This is a genomic window from Exiguobacterium sp. E17S, assembly GCF_057772545.1.
The window spans coordinates 12,908-30,886 of record NZ_JBYLRU010000009.1 but is presented as its reverse complement, the minus strand read 5'-3'; the positions used below and the strand labels follow the sequence as shown (position 1 = coordinate 30,886).

Annotated in this window: 15 protein-coding genes, 2 tRNA genes and 1 pseudogene; all 18 read right to left on the bottom strand. The window is 48.9% G+C overall.

Annotation, left to right across the window (positions count from 1 at the left end; all coding sequences use genetic code 11):
- Window positions 1–45: 45 nt before the first annotated feature.
- The 18 genes and pseudogenes from ftsH to AC3B4V_RS15845 all read right to left on the bottom strand — a co-directional run bounded on the left by ftsH (window position 46) and on the right by AC3B4V_RS15845 (window position 17,965).
- Window positions 46–2,049, bottom strand: coding sequence for an ATP-dependent zinc metalloprotease FtsH (gene ftsH / locus AC3B4V_RS15930; RefSeq protein ID WP_223041102.1), 2,004 nt, complete (start codon window positions 2,047–2,049; stop codon window positions 46–48).
- Between the two features lie 120 nt (window positions 2,050–2,169).
- Window positions 2,170–2,715 carry a hypoxanthine phosphoribosyltransferase gene (hpt, locus tag AC3B4V_RS15925; RefSeq protein ID WP_023466560.1) on the bottom strand — a complete coding sequence of 182 codons (546 nt, stop codon included), beginning with the start codon at window positions 2,713–2,715 and terminating at the stop codon, window positions 2,170–2,172.
- Between the two features lie 33 nt (window positions 2,716–2,748).
- The gene (gene tilS, locus AC3B4V_RS15920) at window positions 2,749–3,981 is read right to left on the bottom strand and encodes a tRNA lysidine(34) synthetase TilS (RefSeq protein WP_488378855.1); all 1,233 of its coding nucleotides are present in this window, start codon (window positions 3,979–3,981) and stop codon (window positions 2,749–2,751) included.
- Window positions 3,982–4,050: 69 nt separating this feature from the next.
- Window positions 4,051–4,122, bottom strand: a tRNA-Glu gene (locus AC3B4V_RS15915).
- Window positions 4,123–4,131: 9 nt separating this feature from the next.
- Window positions 4,132–4,208 (bottom strand) — tRNA-Met (locus tag AC3B4V_RS15910).
- A 153-nt stretch (window positions 4,209–4,361) separates the two neighbouring features.
- Complete coding sequence (locus AC3B4V_RS15905) at window positions 4,362–4,877, bottom strand: S1 domain-containing RNA-binding protein (protein WP_035413250.1); 516 nt, start codon at window positions 4,875–4,877, stop codon at window positions 4,362–4,364.
- A gap of 83 nt (window positions 4,878–4,960) precedes the next feature.
- Window positions 4,961–5,338, bottom strand: coding sequence for an FtsB family cell division protein (locus AC3B4V_RS15900; protein WP_023466557.1), 378 nt, complete (start codon window positions 5,336–5,338; stop codon window positions 4,961–4,963).
- A 66-nt stretch (window positions 5,339–5,404) separates the two neighbouring features.
- Entirely contained in the window at window positions 5,405–5,677 is a 273-nt protein-coding gene (locus AC3B4V_RS15895; RefSeq protein WP_488378854.1) for an RNA-binding S4 domain-containing protein, read from the bottom strand.
- Window positions 5,674–7,104, bottom strand: coding sequence for a bifunctional methyltransferase/pyrophosphohydrolase YabN (yabN, locus tag AC3B4V_RS15890; protein ID WP_488378853.1), 1,431 nt, complete (start codon window positions 7,102–7,104; stop codon window positions 5,674–5,676). The genes AC3B4V_RS15895 and yabN overlap by 4 nt, the downstream gene beginning before the upstream one ends.
- Entirely contained in the window at window positions 7,101–8,648 is a 1,548-nt protein-coding gene (locus AC3B4V_RS15885; RefSeq protein WP_488378852.1) for a putative polysaccharide biosynthesis protein, read from the bottom strand. Before AC3B4V_RS15885 ends, yabN begins: the two co-directional genes overlap by 4 nt.
- On the bottom strand, window positions 8,645–12,160 hold the full coding sequence (mfd, locus tag AC3B4V_RS15880; protein ID WP_023466550.1) for a transcription-repair coupling factor: 3,516 nt from the start codon (window positions 12,158–12,160) through the stop codon (window positions 8,645–8,647). Before mfd ends, AC3B4V_RS15885 begins: the two co-directional genes overlap by 4 nt.
- 56 nt (window positions 12,161–12,216) lie before the next feature.
- Window positions 12,217–12,774: an aminoacyl-tRNA hydrolase gene (gene pth / locus AC3B4V_RS15875; RefSeq protein WP_023466549.1), complete on the bottom strand. Its 558-nt coding sequence runs from the start codon at window positions 12,772–12,774 to the stop codon at window positions 12,217–12,219.
- Between the two features lie 88 nt (window positions 12,775–12,862).
- On the bottom strand, window positions 12,863–13,819 hold the full coding sequence (locus tag AC3B4V_RS15870; protein WP_012368955.1) for a ribose-phosphate diphosphokinase: 957 nt from the start codon (window positions 13,817–13,819) through the stop codon (window positions 12,863–12,865).
- Between the two features lie 55 nt (window positions 13,820–13,874).
- Window positions 13,875–15,223: pseudogene (gene glmU / locus AC3B4V_RS15865) on the bottom strand (bifunctional UDP-N-acetylglucosamine diphosphorylase/glucosamine-1-phosphate N-acetyltransferase GlmU).
- 167 nt (window positions 15,224–15,390) lie between these two features.
- A complete protein-coding gene (spoVG, locus tag AC3B4V_RS15860) occupies window positions 15,391–15,702 on the bottom strand; it encodes a septation regulator SpoVG (protein WP_488378851.1) in 312 nt (103 codons plus the stop codon).
- A 158-nt stretch (window positions 15,703–15,860) separates the two neighbouring features.
- Entirely contained in the window at window positions 15,861–16,700 is an 840-nt protein-coding gene (gene purR, locus AC3B4V_RS15855) for a pur operon repressor (protein ID WP_488378850.1), read from the bottom strand.
- 69 nt (window positions 16,701–16,769) lie between these two features.
- Entirely contained in the window at window positions 16,770–17,630 is an 861-nt protein-coding gene (gene ispE / locus AC3B4V_RS15850; protein ID WP_023466542.1) for a 4-(cytidine 5'-diphospho)-2-C-methyl-D-erythritol kinase, read from the bottom strand.
- Between the two features lie 95 nt (window positions 17,631–17,725).
- On the bottom strand, window positions 17,726–17,965 hold the full coding sequence (locus AC3B4V_RS15845; RefSeq protein ID WP_012368950.1) for a Veg family protein: 240 nt from the start codon (window positions 17,963–17,965) through the stop codon (window positions 17,726–17,728).
- Window positions 17,966–17,979: the final 14 nt, after the last annotated feature.

The window sequence follows — 17,979 nt, the reverse complement described above, 5'->3', positions numbered from 1 at the left end:
CACAAAAAGAACGGATTCGATATCAATCGAATCCGTTCCATCCGTTTACACTTGATCGTCGCGACGCGGCGTATCTGGTGTATCCGTATCTACATTTTTCCCTTCGTCAACGACTGAACCCATTTGCGTTGGAGACTCTGTCGGTTGATCAACAGTTGCATCTGTCGATTCCGGTGCTTTCTCTTCTGCTTTTGGAGTCGTTGCTTCTGGTTCATGTTTTTTGTATTCGCCTGTCTCTAGGAGATGGTGAATTTGTTTTTGATCAAGTGTTTCAACTTCAAGCAACGTCGTTGCAATCAAGTCGAGCTGATCGCGCTTCTCAGTCAGAATATCTTTCGCTTTTTGGTAACAGCGGTTGATGATCGCTTGGATTTCCGTATCGATCTCGTGTGCGATTGCATCCGAGTAATTCTGTTCGTTTTGGAAATCACGGCCGAGGAAGACGTTACCGCTTTGACCTGATCCGAATTGAAGTGGTCCGAGTTTTTCACTCATCCCGAACTCCATGACCATTTTCCGTGCAAGACCTGTCGCACGCTGGAAGTCATTGCTTGCCCCAGTCGAGACTTCTCCGAAGACGATATCCTCTGCGACGCGACCACCGAGCAATCCAGTAATCTTATCTTCGAGTTCCGGCTTCGTCATGAAGTAACGATCTTCTTTTGGCAACATGACGACATATCCGCCCGCGTTTCCGCGAGGAACGATCGTTACCTTGTGTACTTCATCCGCATCGTCGAGCGTGACACCGATGATCGTATGTCCAGCTTCGTGCCATGCGACGATCTTTTTCTCTTTCGGCGAGATGATCCGGCTCTTCTTCGCTGGTCCAGCAATGACGCGGTCAATCGCTTCTTCGAGGTCAACGATCGAGACTTTATCACGATCTGCACGAGCGGCAACAAGTGCTGCTTCGTTTAGAAGGTTTTCAAGATCCGCACCTGAGAATCCAGGTGTCCGCTGTGCGATGGCTTTCAAATCAACCGTCGAATCGAGCGGTTTGTTCCGTGCGTGAACTTTCAAGACTGCTTCACGACCGACGACATCTGGACGGTCAACCGTGATTTGACGGTCAAAACGACCTGGACGGAGTAAGGCCGGGTCAAGAATATCAGCACGGTTCGTTGCTGCGATCATGATGATACCTTCGTTTTCACTAAATCCATCCATCTCAACGAGAAGTTGGTTCAATGTCTGCTCACGCTCATCATGTCCACCACCGAGACCTGCGCCCCGTTGACGACCAACAGCATCGATTTCATCGATGAAGATGATACATGGTGCATTTTTCTTCGCGTTTTCGAACAAGTCACGGACACGTGATGCCCCGACACCGACGAACATCTCAACGAAGTCAGAACCTGAAATCGAGAAGAATGGTACGCCTGCTTCACCAGCTGCGGCACGTGCGAGCAACGTCTTACCTGTACCTGGAGGACCTACGAGGAGGACCCCTTTCGGAATACGGGCACCGAGTTTCGCGAATTTACGCGGATCTTTCAAGAATTCGACGACTTCGACGAGTTCTTGTTTCTCTTCGTCTGCGCCGGCTACATCATCAAACGTGATCTTTTTCTTCTCTGTATCATAGAGGCGTGCCTTCGATTTCCCGAAGTTCATGACGCGACCGCCACCACCGCCACCTTGTGCTTGATTAATCAAGAAGAAGAAGAGGATGAAGATGATGATGAATGGAACGATCGTCGTCAGTAACGCGATCCAACCACCATTCGTTTCTGCTGCCTTGAAGTCCAATTTGACTCCTTGGCTTCTTAGTTGCGTATAGAGATCCGTTAGTTCCGTATCAACAGCCGGTACGACCGTCTCATACGTCGAATCTTTTTCACGCAAATCTCCTGTCACATTATACGTCTGCCCTTCATATTGGAAGGTAGCCGTCTTGATTTCACCTTTTTCAACAGACTCGACAAACTGTGTGTAATTGATTTCTTTGCTTTTGTTCACTGGACTCTGCAAGTATTGCAGAAACAAGATCAAAGCTAGAAAAATGACCCCAAACACGAGGGTATTCTTCACTGCTCGGTTCATCTTATGCCTCCTCTCCGCATCCATCTCGTTTTTCTAGTGGATGAATACGAATCCTGGCGCGACGGGGCGCGCTTTGTAATTGGTTTCATCTTATCATGGGACAGACGAGATTAAAAATAATTAGCCACCGTAGACTGCAGGTTTCAAGACACCTACGTACGGAAGGTTACGGTACTTCTCTTCGTAATCGAGACCATAACCGACGACGAATTCGTGTGGAATGACGAAGCCGCTGTAATCCGCATGCAAATCGTTTTTCCGTCCTGTCGGTTTGTCGAGCAATGTCACGATTTTAACGGACTTCGCTTTCCGGTACTTGAAGAGGTCGACGAGGTAACCAAGCGTCAATCCGCTGTCGATGATATCTTCGACAATCAAGATGTCGCGTCCTTCTACCGATGTGTTCAAATCTTTTTCAATCTTGACTTCACCTGTTGATGTTGTCCCACCGTGATACGTTGAAACGTCCATGAAGTCCATTTCAAGATGCATATCCATCTTTTTGACAAGATCAGACATGAACGGCATCGCGCCTTTTAAGACACACACAAGCAACGGAAAACGATCGTGATAATCCGCTGTCAATTCGCCGGCGAGTTCGCCCACTTTATTTTGGATCTCTTCTTCTGAAATCAGTACTTTTTCCATATCGTTCATCAAGGTCATGCTAGGTATTCCTCCTCCATAATAAACACTACATTACCATTCTATCATTAAATAAGATTTTGCGAGGAGTTCAAATGACCCGAATATTGCAATTCGATGTCCAATGACGGCTAAAATCACTCCATTTGCATCGACGACGACTGGAACCTGTTCTCGGAGATAACGCGGAACCTTAGCGTCAATCAGAATTCGACTGACTTTTTTCGATCCCACCGCAAGCTGAATCCGATCTCCCGGACGCGGCGGACGTACCGTCAACGGGAACGTAATCGCGTCCAGCGGGATACCTTGGTGTCCGATTGAGAAGCGAACCATTTGTTCACCATAATGATACGTTCCCAAATTCTCCCCTACTTGAAACGGTAAATCGTCATTCATTGACCGTATCACACGATCCTGCATCAAAAAGCCATATGCACGTCGCATCCTCCAGTTTCCATAATACACTTCGTCCGAGCCCTTATCCACCCGAAGCCATGTAACAAAGTGACGAATCACATCGGAAGAAAACGTTTCGCCCGTTAATGTCGGCAAGACGAGCCGCTGTAAATCCGTCGGTAACTCTAAAATACGTACGAGCGGAATTCCGTTTTCTTCCTTACACTGGTCGAGATAGGTCGCGACGAATGTCGTCTGCTCACGCATGATTTGCTGTCGCGCATGTGCTGCCGCTGCTGTCGCCTGTTCAAACCCGGGACGAATGTCGCGAAGTGACGGAACAATCGTATGTCGAATTTGATTGCGCAAATATGTGGTTTCTGCATTTGATGCATCTTCTCGCCATGGAACTTCATGTTGCAACGCATACTCGAGTAATGTTTGCTTCGATTCGTGTAGCAACGGACGATGTAACCAACCGTTACCAAACGGACGAACCGTCGGAATCCCATCAATTTGCGCTTCTCCACGAACGAGCTGAATAAGTAGCGTCTCGATTTGATCGTCTTGATGATGAGCGAGAACGAGATGCGAACGCCCGGTCTCTTCCATGATTCGTTCAAAAAACGCATATCGTTCCTCACGACAAGCTGCTTGAGAGCTCGTACGTCCGGTCCATTCTAAACGTGTCATGAAAAAGGAGATCTTTCGGGACGTCGCCCACTCCTTAATAAAGCACGCTTCTTCGTCCGACGCTTCTCGTAATCCATGATGCACATGTGCAATTGCGACATCGTACCCTTCTTTGTACAATCGATCAATGAGTACCATCGAGTCACATCCTCCCGACACACCCACTAAGAGCGGTTCGAACGGCACACCTTCCATAACGACTTCCTCCTTCCCGTTAAAACCTAAAAAAAGCTATCTCTATATAATAGAGATAGCTTTTGAGAATGACCCGTACGGGATTCGAACCCGTGTTACCGCCGTGAAAGGGCGGTGTCTTAACCGCTTGACCAACGGGCCAAAAAAATATGGTAGCGGCGGAGGGAGTCGAACCCACGACCTCACGGGTATGAACCGTACGCTCTAGCCAGCTGAGCTACACCGCCATATTTTTAACTCGTGCGTCTTAAGCACATTTTCTATAATACGGGCAGGTCAAATGAAAGTCAACGCTTTTTATAAAAATAATTTTAAAAAAATAAAAGATGGAATGAACAGCGCCATTCCATCTCTATTCTTATAAAGAACAGGTCAGCAAGTTATTGACGTTTTGCGCCGCGTCCGCCACGTTTTGAATCCGTTTGACGTTTCAATGTAGCAAGACGATCTTCACTATCTTTCAGGAAACTAGACATCAACGTATCGAACGATTGTTCTTTGCGCGGTGGTGGTGTGTTGCGGCCACCTTTGTTGAAGCCTCCACGATTACCGCCTCCACGTGGTCCTTTGTTATCGAACGAACGTGGTCCGCGATCTTGCCCTGCTGGACGTGGTCCACGGTCGAACTGACGTGCAGGACGAGGACGTTCGCCTTCTGGACGATCGACGGCTTTTTTGATGGAAAGACCGATCTTACCATCGTTTTCAACACTTAAGACTTTGACGGTGATTTCTTGACCAACCGTCAACACATCATTGATGTCTTTAACGTAAGAATCTGCCACTTCACTGATGTGAACAAGACCAGTTTTCCCTGTTGGTAACTCAACGAACGCTCCGAAATTCGTGATGCCTGTTACTTTCCCTTGCACTTTGCTGCCTACTTCAATCGACATAAATTGTATTGCTCCTTTTTAGTTGATTCGTTTCTTATTATACGAGTGATTCATTCTTTTTTCAATCAATCGGCAACCTTCAATTAGTCTTCTGGTGAAAAGTAGAAGATCGTTTCCCCTTTTTTCGAGTAGAGCAACTCGCTCCGGGCTAAGTTCGCTACATACTCTTTATCATTGAGGCGATTGATTTCTTCTTTCAGACGGGCGGTCTCTTTTTTTGCTTTCGTCTGCTCTTGTTCGGCGACTTGAAACGATTGCTTTTGTTCGGCGATCAATTGCCGTTTTTCCATGTATGACCACCCCATGAGGGAAAAGATGAGCAAAAAGACGGTCAGACACAAGAAAAAGCGATTTTTGAGACGTCGACGGTTTTCGATGGCATTCTGACTCAACTGCTTCTTACGGTCATTGAGCGGCTTGATCTTTGGCGCTGGACGCCCTGATTCGAGCGGTGTTGGCATATCATCCCTCCTCTTTCTGAATGGTCATCGCTGACACTCTTTAGTATACTTCCTTTTTCCGGTAAATTACATCGATTCTTCGGAATTCACCTTTTCTTCACGGATGATCTCATACATGTCAGACGCTTCTTCTTTTTTCGCATGTTCTTTAATGCTTGAAACAGCAACCGTGACAATCTTGTTTCCGAACCGGATCGTCATCTCATCACCTGCTGCTACCGTGCTACTTGCTTTCGCCACATTACCATTGATCGTAATCCGACCTTGATCCGCTACTTCTTTTGCAAGCGTCCGTCGTTTGATCAGACGCGATACTTTTAAAAATTTATCAAGTCTCATGACTGTTCCTCCTGCTTCGCTTGATGCCAGAGTGAATCTTGCTCTTCAAGCGTCATCTCAACGAGCGGTCGATCCGCTAGTTGTTCCATTCGTGTAAAGCGCCGGATGAATTTATCATTCGTCTGTTGCAGTCCCTCTTCTGCCGAGAGACCGAGGTACTTCCCGACGAGTGTCATCGAAAACAGGACGTCCCCAAATTCACCAAGTTGTTCTTCTGGTGTCGCTTCCTTCAATTCACGTAACTCTTCGATTACTTTTTCAAGTGCACCCTCGACGTCTGCCCATTCAAAACCGACTTTCGCGACTTTCTTTTGAATGTCTTCTGCGCGCATCAAGGCGGGTGCTCCTTTTGTCACACCATCGAGCAGAGATGTACGCTCTGGTTTTTCTTGTGCTTTGATATCTTGCCAGTTCGAAACGACGTCTGCTGAAGAATCAACAGTCGTTTCACCGAAGACATGTGGATGGCGACGGATCATCTTGTCACTGACGCTTCCGATGACGTCCCGAATATCGAAATACCCTTCATCTAGACCAATTTGTGCGTGGAGCATGACCTGTAACAGGACGTCTCCTAGCTCTTCTATCATTAAGTTATCGTCCTGAAGGTCGATTGCTTCCAGTAATTCGTAAGATTCTTCGATTAAATGACGTTTTAGGGACTCATGTGTCTGCTCTTGATCCCATGGGCAACCACCTTCACCACGTAATCGCGCGATGATCTCTTTTAATGTCGCGAAGTCACGATTCAACGTCTGCTCATCCGTGACGGGTGGCACGTAGACTGTCGTCAAGTTACTGAGCGTCGTCACATGATCGAGTTCATACAACGGCACGCTTTGGACGGTTTGTTTGCTTGTACCCGCTGCCGTGACAAGAGTGACAAGATGTTCGTCCGGATAACGTTCCATCAACTGGACCTTTAAATCACCGGCGACGAGCGCATCATAGACTTGTCCAATCAGCAGATGTTGACGGATCTGTGCTTCATCGACGGCAAACGCCGTCGCATCAAGCAACTGGAATCCTTCAATCGGATCCACACCAAGCGCCGCGAACATCGGATCAAGAAAACTTTGTCCGCCTACAACGTCGACCGCGTCCGTCCGCTCTAATAACTGTTGGACGGTACTTTCAGCGACCAGCGGATGACCTGGGACGGCATAGATGATGTCCGTCGTCTTTGAGAGGCGAAGTAATTCCTCAACGATTTCTGTGTATACGTCTTCAAACCGACTATGTCGTTCGTAAACCGAGTCAAATGATGTAAAGTTCATTCCCTCTGCTGCGAGTTCTGAAACGACCGGATGATCCATTGTCCGTAAATAGACGGGTTGTGTCGTGTTTTTTAATAATCGATAGATGCCAAACGGCAATTGTTCGAGTTCGCCGACGCCAAGGCCGACGATCGTAATTCGGTGTGTCATATACTCCTCCTACGTTGGTACATCTGATATAACTTATCTCCTAAAGGCAATAGCGCCCACTCTTGTTCTGTTAATGCACGGACGCGTAATGCCATACTGCCATAAATGATGGCACCACCGACGACAAGGACGCCGACTTCGAGTGCCGCACCGATTCGTGTCTCAAGCTCAAACAGCTGGAAGAACGTTTCGATCAGATACAGAAACACACCCATGGCGAGCACAGGTAAGACCAGTCGTCGGTAGAACGTGTTTCCTGCCGATACGCGACCGAACTTTCGGTTCAATAAAGTCCATTGTGCTGCCGCCATGACGGCAAAGCCGCCAAATGTCGCCATACCCGCCCCGATCATACCATATCGGGGAATGAAATAGAGATTCAGAACGAGCTTCGCCCCTAATCCGACAAGAACACCAACGAGCGCATATTTTTCAGCATCGACCGACTGGAGACAAGAGATGATCATCATCGCAATCGAAGCAGCAAATGCCGTCGCCGCGAGCCAAATCAACCCTGCTGTTCCCTGGTCATCTTGATATAACGCAATATTGAGCGGACGCATCACACCCATTAGTCCGATTGTCGCTGCAGCGGCAATCAACAGACCGGAACGGAGTAATGTCTCGAGTTGTTGACGCATCAACTGTGGATCGTGTTTACGGTATGCGGTCGATAAGGACGGAACGCTCGCAAGACTCATCGATGTCGCAAAGAGAATCGCGAATTGCAGTAACGGATATCCACGGTCGAGCACCCCTTTTTCAATTTTCGTCTCCGTCGTATTACCAAGCAGATTGACGAACGTCAATCCATCGATCAATTGCATCAGCAATAAAGCAAGTGAGGCGATACTGACCGCCACTCCGCTTGTCACGAGCACTTTCCCGACTCGTCGTACGTGAATACCTGAAAACACAGGGCGGCCGATCTTCCCTTTCGCAAAACGTAACAGGACGAATAACGAAACGATGCTGCCGCCGATTGCTGTCAGATGGGCACTGGCACCAATCCAGTACGGATCTGCCTGCATCGAGACGCCGATATAGGTCACGAGCAACAAGAGTCCGACACGGACGGCATTTTCAGAGACTTGGGATACAGCCGTCGGTCGCATCTCGAGATCTGCTTGAAACATGCCTCGCAGAACAGCAATCACGGGTAGTAAATAAAACGTACACGTCACCGCACGCAGGGGTACGACCAGTTTTGCATCGCCGAACCAGCCCGCGAGTGTCGGGGCAATCCACCATCCGAGCAGACCAAAAAAGACCGTCATCGCAAGTAAGACATAAAAAATCGACCAAAGGACTTCTCGTTTCTCATCCGGGTGGTGAAGCGTCAACTTCGCCACGATGACGGGCAGCGCATAAATTCCAAGCGCTGCCGCTATCGCGAATAAAGGATAGACCGTCTGATAGACATACAATCCGAAATCACCAGCAAGGTTCTGATACGGAATCCGGTAAAAGAAGCTGAGCAGTTTCGAGATATAACTAGAGATTGCAAGCAGTGCTGCGCCTTGCGCAATCGTTCGTCTATTCATCGTGCGACGAGCCGACGATCAAGCTCTGCTAGCAACTGTTCTGCTTGCATTGTCATCTGTTGCGTCGACTGCTTGTTGCGGTTCAGCGTCAAGACGAGTTTCTGTTCTTGTTGTCCCATCCCTAGACCACGTCCAAGCGGAACGGTCCACTTGACGAAGTCCGCCACGTCAAGCTGCTGTGTAGATTGGAGCGACAAGACGATCTCGATTTTCGGATCGGTTTGTTTGACGCGTTCGACACGCGCTCGTTCGGCAAAAATCCGCATCCGTGTCAATTGGATCAAACGCGCAACCTCATCCGGGAACTCACCGAATCGTTCAAGCATCTCTGTTTCAAGTTGTTCGAGACTGTCGACGGTATCGACATATTTCAAGCGTTTATAGAACTCGATTTTCAGCTCGGAGTCCGTCATGTAGTGTGATGGAATATACGCATCAAGACTGAACGTGAACTCGGGTACGAATTTCTGGACGCGTTTTTTACCTTTCATCCGTTCTTTGCGTTCTTCAACCGCTTCTGCGAGCATCTGCGAATAAAGATCGAAACCAACGGAGTCGATGAAGCCCGATTGTTGGGAACCGAGTAAGTTCCCCGCACCACGAATCGATAAGTCGCGCATCGCGATCTTAAAGCCGCTACCGAGCTCCGTGAATTCCTTGATCGCCTGTAGACGACTTTCTGCTACTTCCGTCAATCGTTTTTGCGGACGGTACGTAAAGTACGAATAAGCAACGCGACTTGATCGACCAACACGACCGCGCAATTGATATAGCTGCGATAAGCCCATTTGATCCGCGTCATGAACGATCAACGTATTGACGTTCGGAATGTCGATTCCTGTCTCGATGATCGTCGTACTGACAAGAACATCCGCGTCTCCTTCGAAGAACGCGATCAACTGACTCTCGAGTTCGGTTTCCGTCATCCGACCGTGCGCCGTGACAATCCGTGCTTCCGGTACGAGCGCGCGAATCTCTTCTGCCTTTCGCTCGATGCCTTCGACCCGGTTATACAGGAAGAACGCTTGTCCCCCCCGACCGAGTTCCCGCTCGAGTGCTTCCCGCATGACGATTCCGTCGTATTCCATGACATACGTCTGAACCGGATAACGGTTTTCAGGTGGGGTCTCAAGGACCGAGAGATCGCGGATCCCGATCATCGACATGTGCAATGTCCGTGGAATCGGTGTCGCTGTCAACGTCAAGACGTCAACGTTCGTCTTCAACTGTTTCAGACGCTCTTTGTGTTTCACACCGAATCGTTGCTCTTCATCAATGATCAATAATCCGATATCAGCAAACTGGACGTCTTTCGACAGCACACGGTGTGTCCCGACGACGACATCGATCGTTCCCTCTTTTAGTCCTTGTTTCGTCGCCTTTAATTCTGCTGGCGAACGGAACCGGCTCATGACCGACACACGAATCGGCCATTCACTGAATCGTTCAAGCATCGTTTCGTAGTGTTGTTGTGCAAGGACGGTCGTCGGTACGAGTAACGCGACTTGTTTTCCAGACATGACCGCCTTGAACGCTGCTCGAATCGCAACTTCTGTTTTCCCGTATCCAACGTCGCCACATAATAAACGATCCATCGGACGCGGACGTTCCATATCCTTCTTGATCTCAGCGATCGATCGCAATTGATCGACCGTTTCCTCATACGGGAACGAAGCCTCGAATGCTTGCATGTTATCGTCGTCCTCTGGGAACGCAAAACCGACGGCAGCTTCGCGAGCCGCATAAAGCTTGATCAACTCGTCAGCGATATCCTCGACCGATTTTTGGACCTTCGCTTTGACCTTTTTCCATTCCGTTCCACCGAGTTTATAGATCTTCGGCTCTTTTCCTTCAGCGCCGACATACTTTTGAATCAAGTCGATTTGATCGACAGGAACATACAACGAGTCCTCTCCCGCATAAACGAGATGGAGATAATCCTGATGATTACCGGCTACATCAATCGTCTTGATGCCGTGGTATCGTCCAATCCCATGATGAATATGAACGACGTAATCGCCTGTCTTCAATTCTTGGTAGCTCTTGATCCGTTCAGCGTTCGTCAGCTTCGTCGTTTGCTTCCGGCGACGCGCTGGTTGCTTGAAGACTTCTTCTTCCGTGATGACGACGAGACGCGCATTCGTCATCTCGAATCCACCATGAATTCCGCCAATCAGGATCGCGGGTTGACCACGAGTGATGCCTTCTTTCGTTACGATCGAGGCTTCGACTCCATAATCGGATAACGTCTGACGCATCCGCTCGGCACGTTCTCGGTTACTCGCTAAGAAAACCATCCACATGTCAGCGCGACGATATCGCTCGACTTCTTGCTTCAGGCGTTCCATCTGACCATGGAACGGTGCAATCGGTTTGATGCTGAAATGGATTGCCGCACTTTCCGGTACCCCACTCCGGCGGGTCGGTAGGAGCGAGAGGTATAACAAGGGTTGTCCTTCAAAGACATGTGCCATCGGAACGGACAGGACGTAATCACTGACGCTTTGTCCGCGTTCAATGAGAGACGCCATCCATTCTGCTTCCTCTGCATCCTGGACTTCCGCCGCTTCTTCGACCCGTGCGACTTCATCAACGATCAAGACGCTTCCCGTCACGTCTTGACGTAGCGTCGACGTGTAGAGAATCGGTGCATACTTCGCGAACTGTTTCGGACGATCGCCGTTTTCTAGCAACTCGACGTCATAAGCAATGCCCTCTTCAAGTGCCGCGAGGACCTCCGTACTTTGGACGCGCTCTTTCGTCGCCTCATAAAGACGACGGACTTTTTCACCCGCGTCCTTCAACTGATCCTTCGTCGCGAAGTGTTCCGCCGCTGGCATCAAACATGCTTCTGCGACGACGCCAAGCGAACGTTGTGTCTCCGCATCGAATGTATAGATCGAGTCGACTTCCTCGTCGAATAGATCGAGCCGGTATGGGCGTTCGACCGTGAGCGGATAAATATCAATGATACTTCCGCGAACAGCAAACTCACCTGGTGTCGTCACGGTCGCTGTCCGTTCGTACCCCGCATCGACTAAATCCTGGACGAAGTCCGGAATCGATAAGATGTCGCCCGGCTTCACTTGTTTGACGTGTGACAGGAACGTCTGTGCATCCGGAACATATCGACGTAAACCGACGAGCGGAATGATCAAAATTCCGTCGTCCGTCGTCAGTAAACGATGACGGGTCTCGATCCGCGTCGCCCGCAGTTCTGGACTTGCGCCATAGGAAAGTTCCGCTGCTAACGTCTCATCAACCGGATAGAGCATGACGTCTTCTTCCGGTACGAGTTCAATCAAATCATCGTACAACTTTTGTGCTTGGAACATGTTATGTGTCACGAGTACGAATCGACGTTTCGTCTCCTGATAAATCCCGGCGACGAACAATGCTTTCCCACTGTTCATCAGACCGGTGATCAACTGAGCGTTGACACCGTCCCGGAAGCGTTCCCGAACCGTCTTGATTTCAGGAATCGCTAGTAAGAGTTCTTGTAATTGTTTCATCTTCTTCCTCCTAAAACACGACAGCAAAAACGCTTTGGAACCCCAAAGCGTTGCGTTCAGTTATACCGATTCATCAAAGCGAGAAACGGTGTGTCTATGAAGTCCGTCGCTACATCGACAGACGCATTGAGTACGTGTTGCAGACTTCCTTGCTCCGCCTTCGAAAAATTCATTAACACCCAGTCAATGACTTGGATGGGTGCCGGTGGTCGACCGACGCCGAGCTTAAGGCGCTTGATCTCCTGCGTACCGAGGTGCTGGATCAACGACTTGACGCCGTTATGACCGCCTGCACTGCCTTTTGAACGCAACCGTAGTTTCTCAAGCGGCAAGTCCAGATCGTCATAGATGACGAGCACATCTTCGACCGCGATTTTATAGAAATCAAGTAACGGTCGCACCGCTTCACCTGATAAGTTCATATACGTCAATGGCTTGACGAGCACGACACGTTCTCCGTTTATCATTCCCGTTCCGAAGAGGGCTTTAAACTTCGATTCTGAAAGCTTGATCCCGTGCTTCTCCGCTAAGGCATCAATCGCAAGAAAACCGATGTTGTGGCGCGTATTCGCATACTTCGCACCAGGATTCCCTAATCCGACGATACATTTCATATCGATTCCTCATTTCTATTAAAAAAAGTAAACGAACAAGGGTCCGATTTCAATAAACCGGACCACGTCGTTCGTATGCATCAATCAATCAGCTGAAGAGCGGGCTGATTGATTTCTGTTCGTGTACACGGATGATTGCTTCTGCAAGCAAACGTGCCACAGAGATTTGTTTGATTTTGCTTGCACATTCGCGTTGTGTCAAGTCGATCGTGTTCAAGACGACGAGTTCTTCGATCGCTGAGTTCTCGATCCGTTCCATTGCTGGACCTGAAAGAACAGGGTGTGTACAACATGCATAGACTTGTTTCGCTCCGTTTTCGATCAAAGCGTTCGCTGCAAGTGTGATCGTACCCGCTGTATCGATGATGTCATCGATAATGATGGCAATCTTACCATCGACTTGACCAACGATGTTCATGACTTCTGCGACGTTCGGTTTCGGACGGCGTTTGTCGATGATCGCGATCGGTGCTTTTAATTGTTCTGCTAATTTACGTGCCCGTGTGACACCGCCATGGTCTGGAGAAACGATGACGAGTTCGTTTGGATCGATGTTCTTTTTCTCGAAGTATGAAGCGAGAAGCGGTACACCCATCAATTGATCTACTGGAATATCGAAGAACCCTTGGATTTGTGCTGCATGGAGATCCATCGTCACGACGCGTGTCGCCCCTGCTACTTCAAGCAAGTTCGCAACGAGTTTCGCCGTGATTGGCTCACGTGAACGTGCTTTGCGGTCTTGACGCGCATAACCGTAATATGGAATGACGACGTTGATTGTCCGTGCAGACGCCCGTTTCAGTGCATCGATCATGATGAGAAGTTCCATCAGGTTTTCGTTGACTGGTTGGCTTGTCGATTGAATGATGTAAATATCATCCCCTCGGACACTTTCTTCGATGTTCATCGAAATTTCGCCATCACTGAAGTGTTTGACTGAACTTTCGCTGACCGGGATTCCGATGACTTTAGCGATTTCCTCTGCCAGTGGTTTGTTCGAGTTGAGTGCGAAAATACGAATTTCATGTTCTAAGACAGTAGACATGTGTAGGTGGCCTCCATTTGTTTGGGTTTAGACGAGTAGAGCGACAAGTAATGAATTAACGATAATCGGGTTTCGTCGTTTGACGTTCCCGTGCGATCGCGAGACCGTTTTCCGGCACATCATCCGTGACGGTTGATCCGGCAGCAACAAGGGCATTCTTGCCGACCGTGACCGGTGCGATCAAGTTGACGTTACAGCCGATGAAGGCATCGTCCTCAATGATCGTCTGGAATTTATTTTTCCATCGTAATTGACCGTGATTGATCCACAACCGAGGTTGACGTTCTCTCCGATCGTCGCATCTCCGACATAGCTCAGGTGTGCTGATTTGCTACCTTCGCCAAATGTTGATTTCTTGATCTCAACAAAGTTTCCGACGCGTGTGTTCGCACCGAGAACCGCTTGCTGACGTAAATGCGCGAATGGACCGACTTGTGCCGCTGGACCAATCTTGCTATCCGTGACGACGGATTGACGAACAATGGCACCATCTGCCACTTCACTATTGCGGATATCCGAGTTCGGACCAATCGTACATTCTGAACCAATGACCGTGCGACCGAGTATTTGCGTTCCCGGATAAAGAACAGTATCTGAACCAATCGTGACGTCCGGTCCGATATACGTCGAAGACGGATCAACGAATGTGACACCCTGACGCATCCAGTACTCGTTCGTCCGCTTACGCATCGATGTTTCCGCTTGCGCAAGTGCGACGCGATCGTTGACACCGATTGTCTCTTCGAACGTAGGTGCCGCATACGCTGCGATCGTTTCGCCTGCTGCTTTAGCAATCTCAATCACGTCTGGTAAGTAATACTCACCTTGCGCGTTATCGTTCTTGACCTGCTTCAGCGTTGCGAACAACATCTCGTTATCAAATACATACGTACCTGTATTGATTTCCCGAAGTGCAAGTTCTTCTGCATTCGCATCCTTGTGCTCGACGATTTTCGAGACGTTTCCATCTTCGCCACGCACGATTCGTCCGTAACCTGTCGGATCGTCAGCGAGTGCCGTCAAGACAGTCACTTTTGCGTTCGTATCCGTATGATGTTGTAACAATGAAGACAGTGTCTCGCTCGTCAAGAGTGGTGTATCGCCACAGACGACGAGTGTTGCTCCCTGTTCGTTCCCGAGTACGGGTTCTGCCATTTGAACAGCATGACCTGTGCCAAGCTGCTCACTTTGAAGTGCGTATTCCACCGATGTGCCAAGCACTTCTTTGACGGATTCCGCACCGTGACCGACGATGACGACCTGTCGCTTGACGCCGAGCGTCGCTAATTGATCGACGACGTGCTGTACCATAGGTTTCCCAGCGACTGGGTGAAGTACTTTGTAAAGCTTCGATTTCATCCGAGTTCCTTTACCCGCTGCTAGAATTACCGCGAAATGATTCATCCTTGTCGCTCCTCCACGTAAATTAGTGTTGATTTCGTTCTGAAATAGTACACTCGTTCCAACTATAACGAAAATGACCTCGTTATTCAATGATAGGACGAAGGAGAATCGAGGAAAAAACGAGAAAAAAGACAGCTTTTCCCAAGAAGAGAAAAACTGTCTTTTTCTTATGCTTGATCTGTCATTTGGGCAGAAGAGACTTCGTAACCGACGCCTTCTTCTTGATCCTCACGTGCCGCATAGGCTTCGAGTACTGAATCTTCGACCTTTTTTCGCATTAATGCATTGATTGGATGAGCGACATCCCGGAAGATCCCCTCTTGCGTTCGTTTGCTTGGCATGGCGACGAAGAGACCACTGTTCCCTTCGATGACACGCAAATCATGTACCACGAATTCGTGGTCGAGCGTAATAGAGGCAAGTGCTTTCATTCGACCCTCTGCCACGACGCGACGAATTTTAACGTCAGTAACGTTCATTTTGTCCGCACCCCTTTAACCGTTGTCACAACTCTTCGTTGTCTACTTCTACTTACGGCTTAAAACAAATAAAGGTTTAGTCTTTCCCAATCTTTTTACGCATAATTTCCAAAAGTTTGATAATTACAGTATAGTTACAATCCATGCGGCTGTCAATTTCAGGTAGTCTCAGCTTCTGAGAAATAGTGGTCGACGTTTCCACGCTTGACTTGGATTTGACCAAGATCGACGTCGACGTCCGCTAATTTCATTAAGCTGACGTATTCGTTGACCATCTTCTTCTCGGCACCCTCTGCCTCGATCAAGACACCCACACCTGCGACCTTTGCTTCGAACTCGCTCAAGAGACTCATCATTCCGCGAATCGTTCCGCCGGCTTTCATGAAGTCATCGATTAATAAGACGTTCGCCCCGCGTGGTAAACTCCGACGCGCGAGTGCCATCGTCCGGATCGCTTTTGAAGACCCTGAGACATAGTTGATGCTGACTGTTGATCCTTCTGTCACGCGACTATCCGAACGCACGATGACGAACGGCACACCCAGTTGCTCAGCGACCGCATAAGCAAGTGGAATCCCTTTCGTCGCGATCGTCATGACGACATCGACTTTCTTTTGGCTAAAGACAGATGCAAACACTTGCCCCATTTGTTTGACCATTTTCGGATCCCCGAGTAAGTCCGTCAAATAGAGATATCCCCCCGGTAACAGTCGATCTGGACGTGCGACACGTTCACATAGTTCATCGATGAACGGTAACGCCTTCTTACTGCTCCACGTCGGGATGAACATGACGCCACCCGCAGCACCTGGTACCGTGACGAGACGACCTGTTCCCTCATGTTCTAACATCTCACTGACGATATCTAAGTCTTCACTGATCGACGATTTCGCCGATTTATAGCGTTCTGCAAAAATCGTCAATGAGACGAGATGATGGGGATGGTCAAGCAAGTACCGCGTCATGTCGACCAATCGACCACTTCTCCGAATTTTCATTTGTTTTGTTCCACCTCTCCGTAATTCCGAATATTCAATAGTGAATATATCATTTTCATACGGATATTATCAATGGTTTTCGCCTAAAAGACGAACGACGTAGACTTCGTTACAAAAGCCGCGTAATCCATTATAGAGACGTTGTGCTCGATTCTCGTGTTCCGTCAACGCAAAGACCGTCGGACCACTTCCGCTCATCAAGACGCCTTCTGCGCCACAACTCGCCATGAATTCCTTGATCTGCTCGACTTCCGGGTGCATCGGCAACGTGACCGATTCGAGAACATTACCGAGTGACTGGCAAATGCCTTGGAAATCTTGCGCCTTCACCGCATCGATCATCGCTTCGACGTTCGGACGTTTTGCCGTGTTCAAGTCAAGGGCACCATAGACGTCAGCCGTCGAGACACCAATCGTCGGTTTAGCAAGAACGACCCAGCATGGGGGTGGTGAGACAAGTTTTTCTAGCTTCTCTCCGCGACCCGTTGCAATCGCCGTTCCTCCCATGACACAAAATGGGACGTCAGAGCCAACCGCCGCGCCGACTTCCGCCAACTCTTCAAGCGTCAAACCAAGTTGCCATAACTCGTTCAAACCACGTAACGTCGCTGCCGCGTCACTAGAACCACCGGCAAGTCCCGCTGCGACCGGGATGTGTTTCTCTAAGAAGATTTCTACCCCTGTCTTGACGTCGTATTTTTCTTTTAAGATCGCTGCTGCTTTATACGCAAGATTACGTTCGTCGTTCGGAACGTAAGCGTGCTGGGCATTCATTCGAATTTCTCCTGACGGCAGCTCCGTCAATTCTAGACGGTCTGCCAAATCGACTGTCGTCATCACCATATGTACATCGTGATAGCCGTCCGGGCGCTTTGCTGTCGCATCCAGGACTAGGTTGATCTTGGCCGGAGCCTTTACAATAATCGTCATCGTGCCGTTCCTCCTCTAGTTCGTTTCCTGTAGGAATTGTATCAACCTTTCCACAAAAAAAGAAGCGAACATTTTGTCCGCTTCGGAAGGTAAGTTTACGAATTCGCAAATTCGATTTGTACGGAGTCTGTTAGCACGTCGGCGTAGCTATAAGAAACTCGCTCGACATTGTGGCGCTCTGCGTCTAGCTTGACTACAAACACCGAAGGATACGTCTCAACGAGCGTTCCGATTCGGGTTACGACCTTTTTACGACCGCCGCTTGCTTTTAGCGTCAGTCTTTCACCAACATGTGTTTCGAAAACATGTCTGATTTCGTTCAACGTCTTTGGCATACGCTTCACCTCAC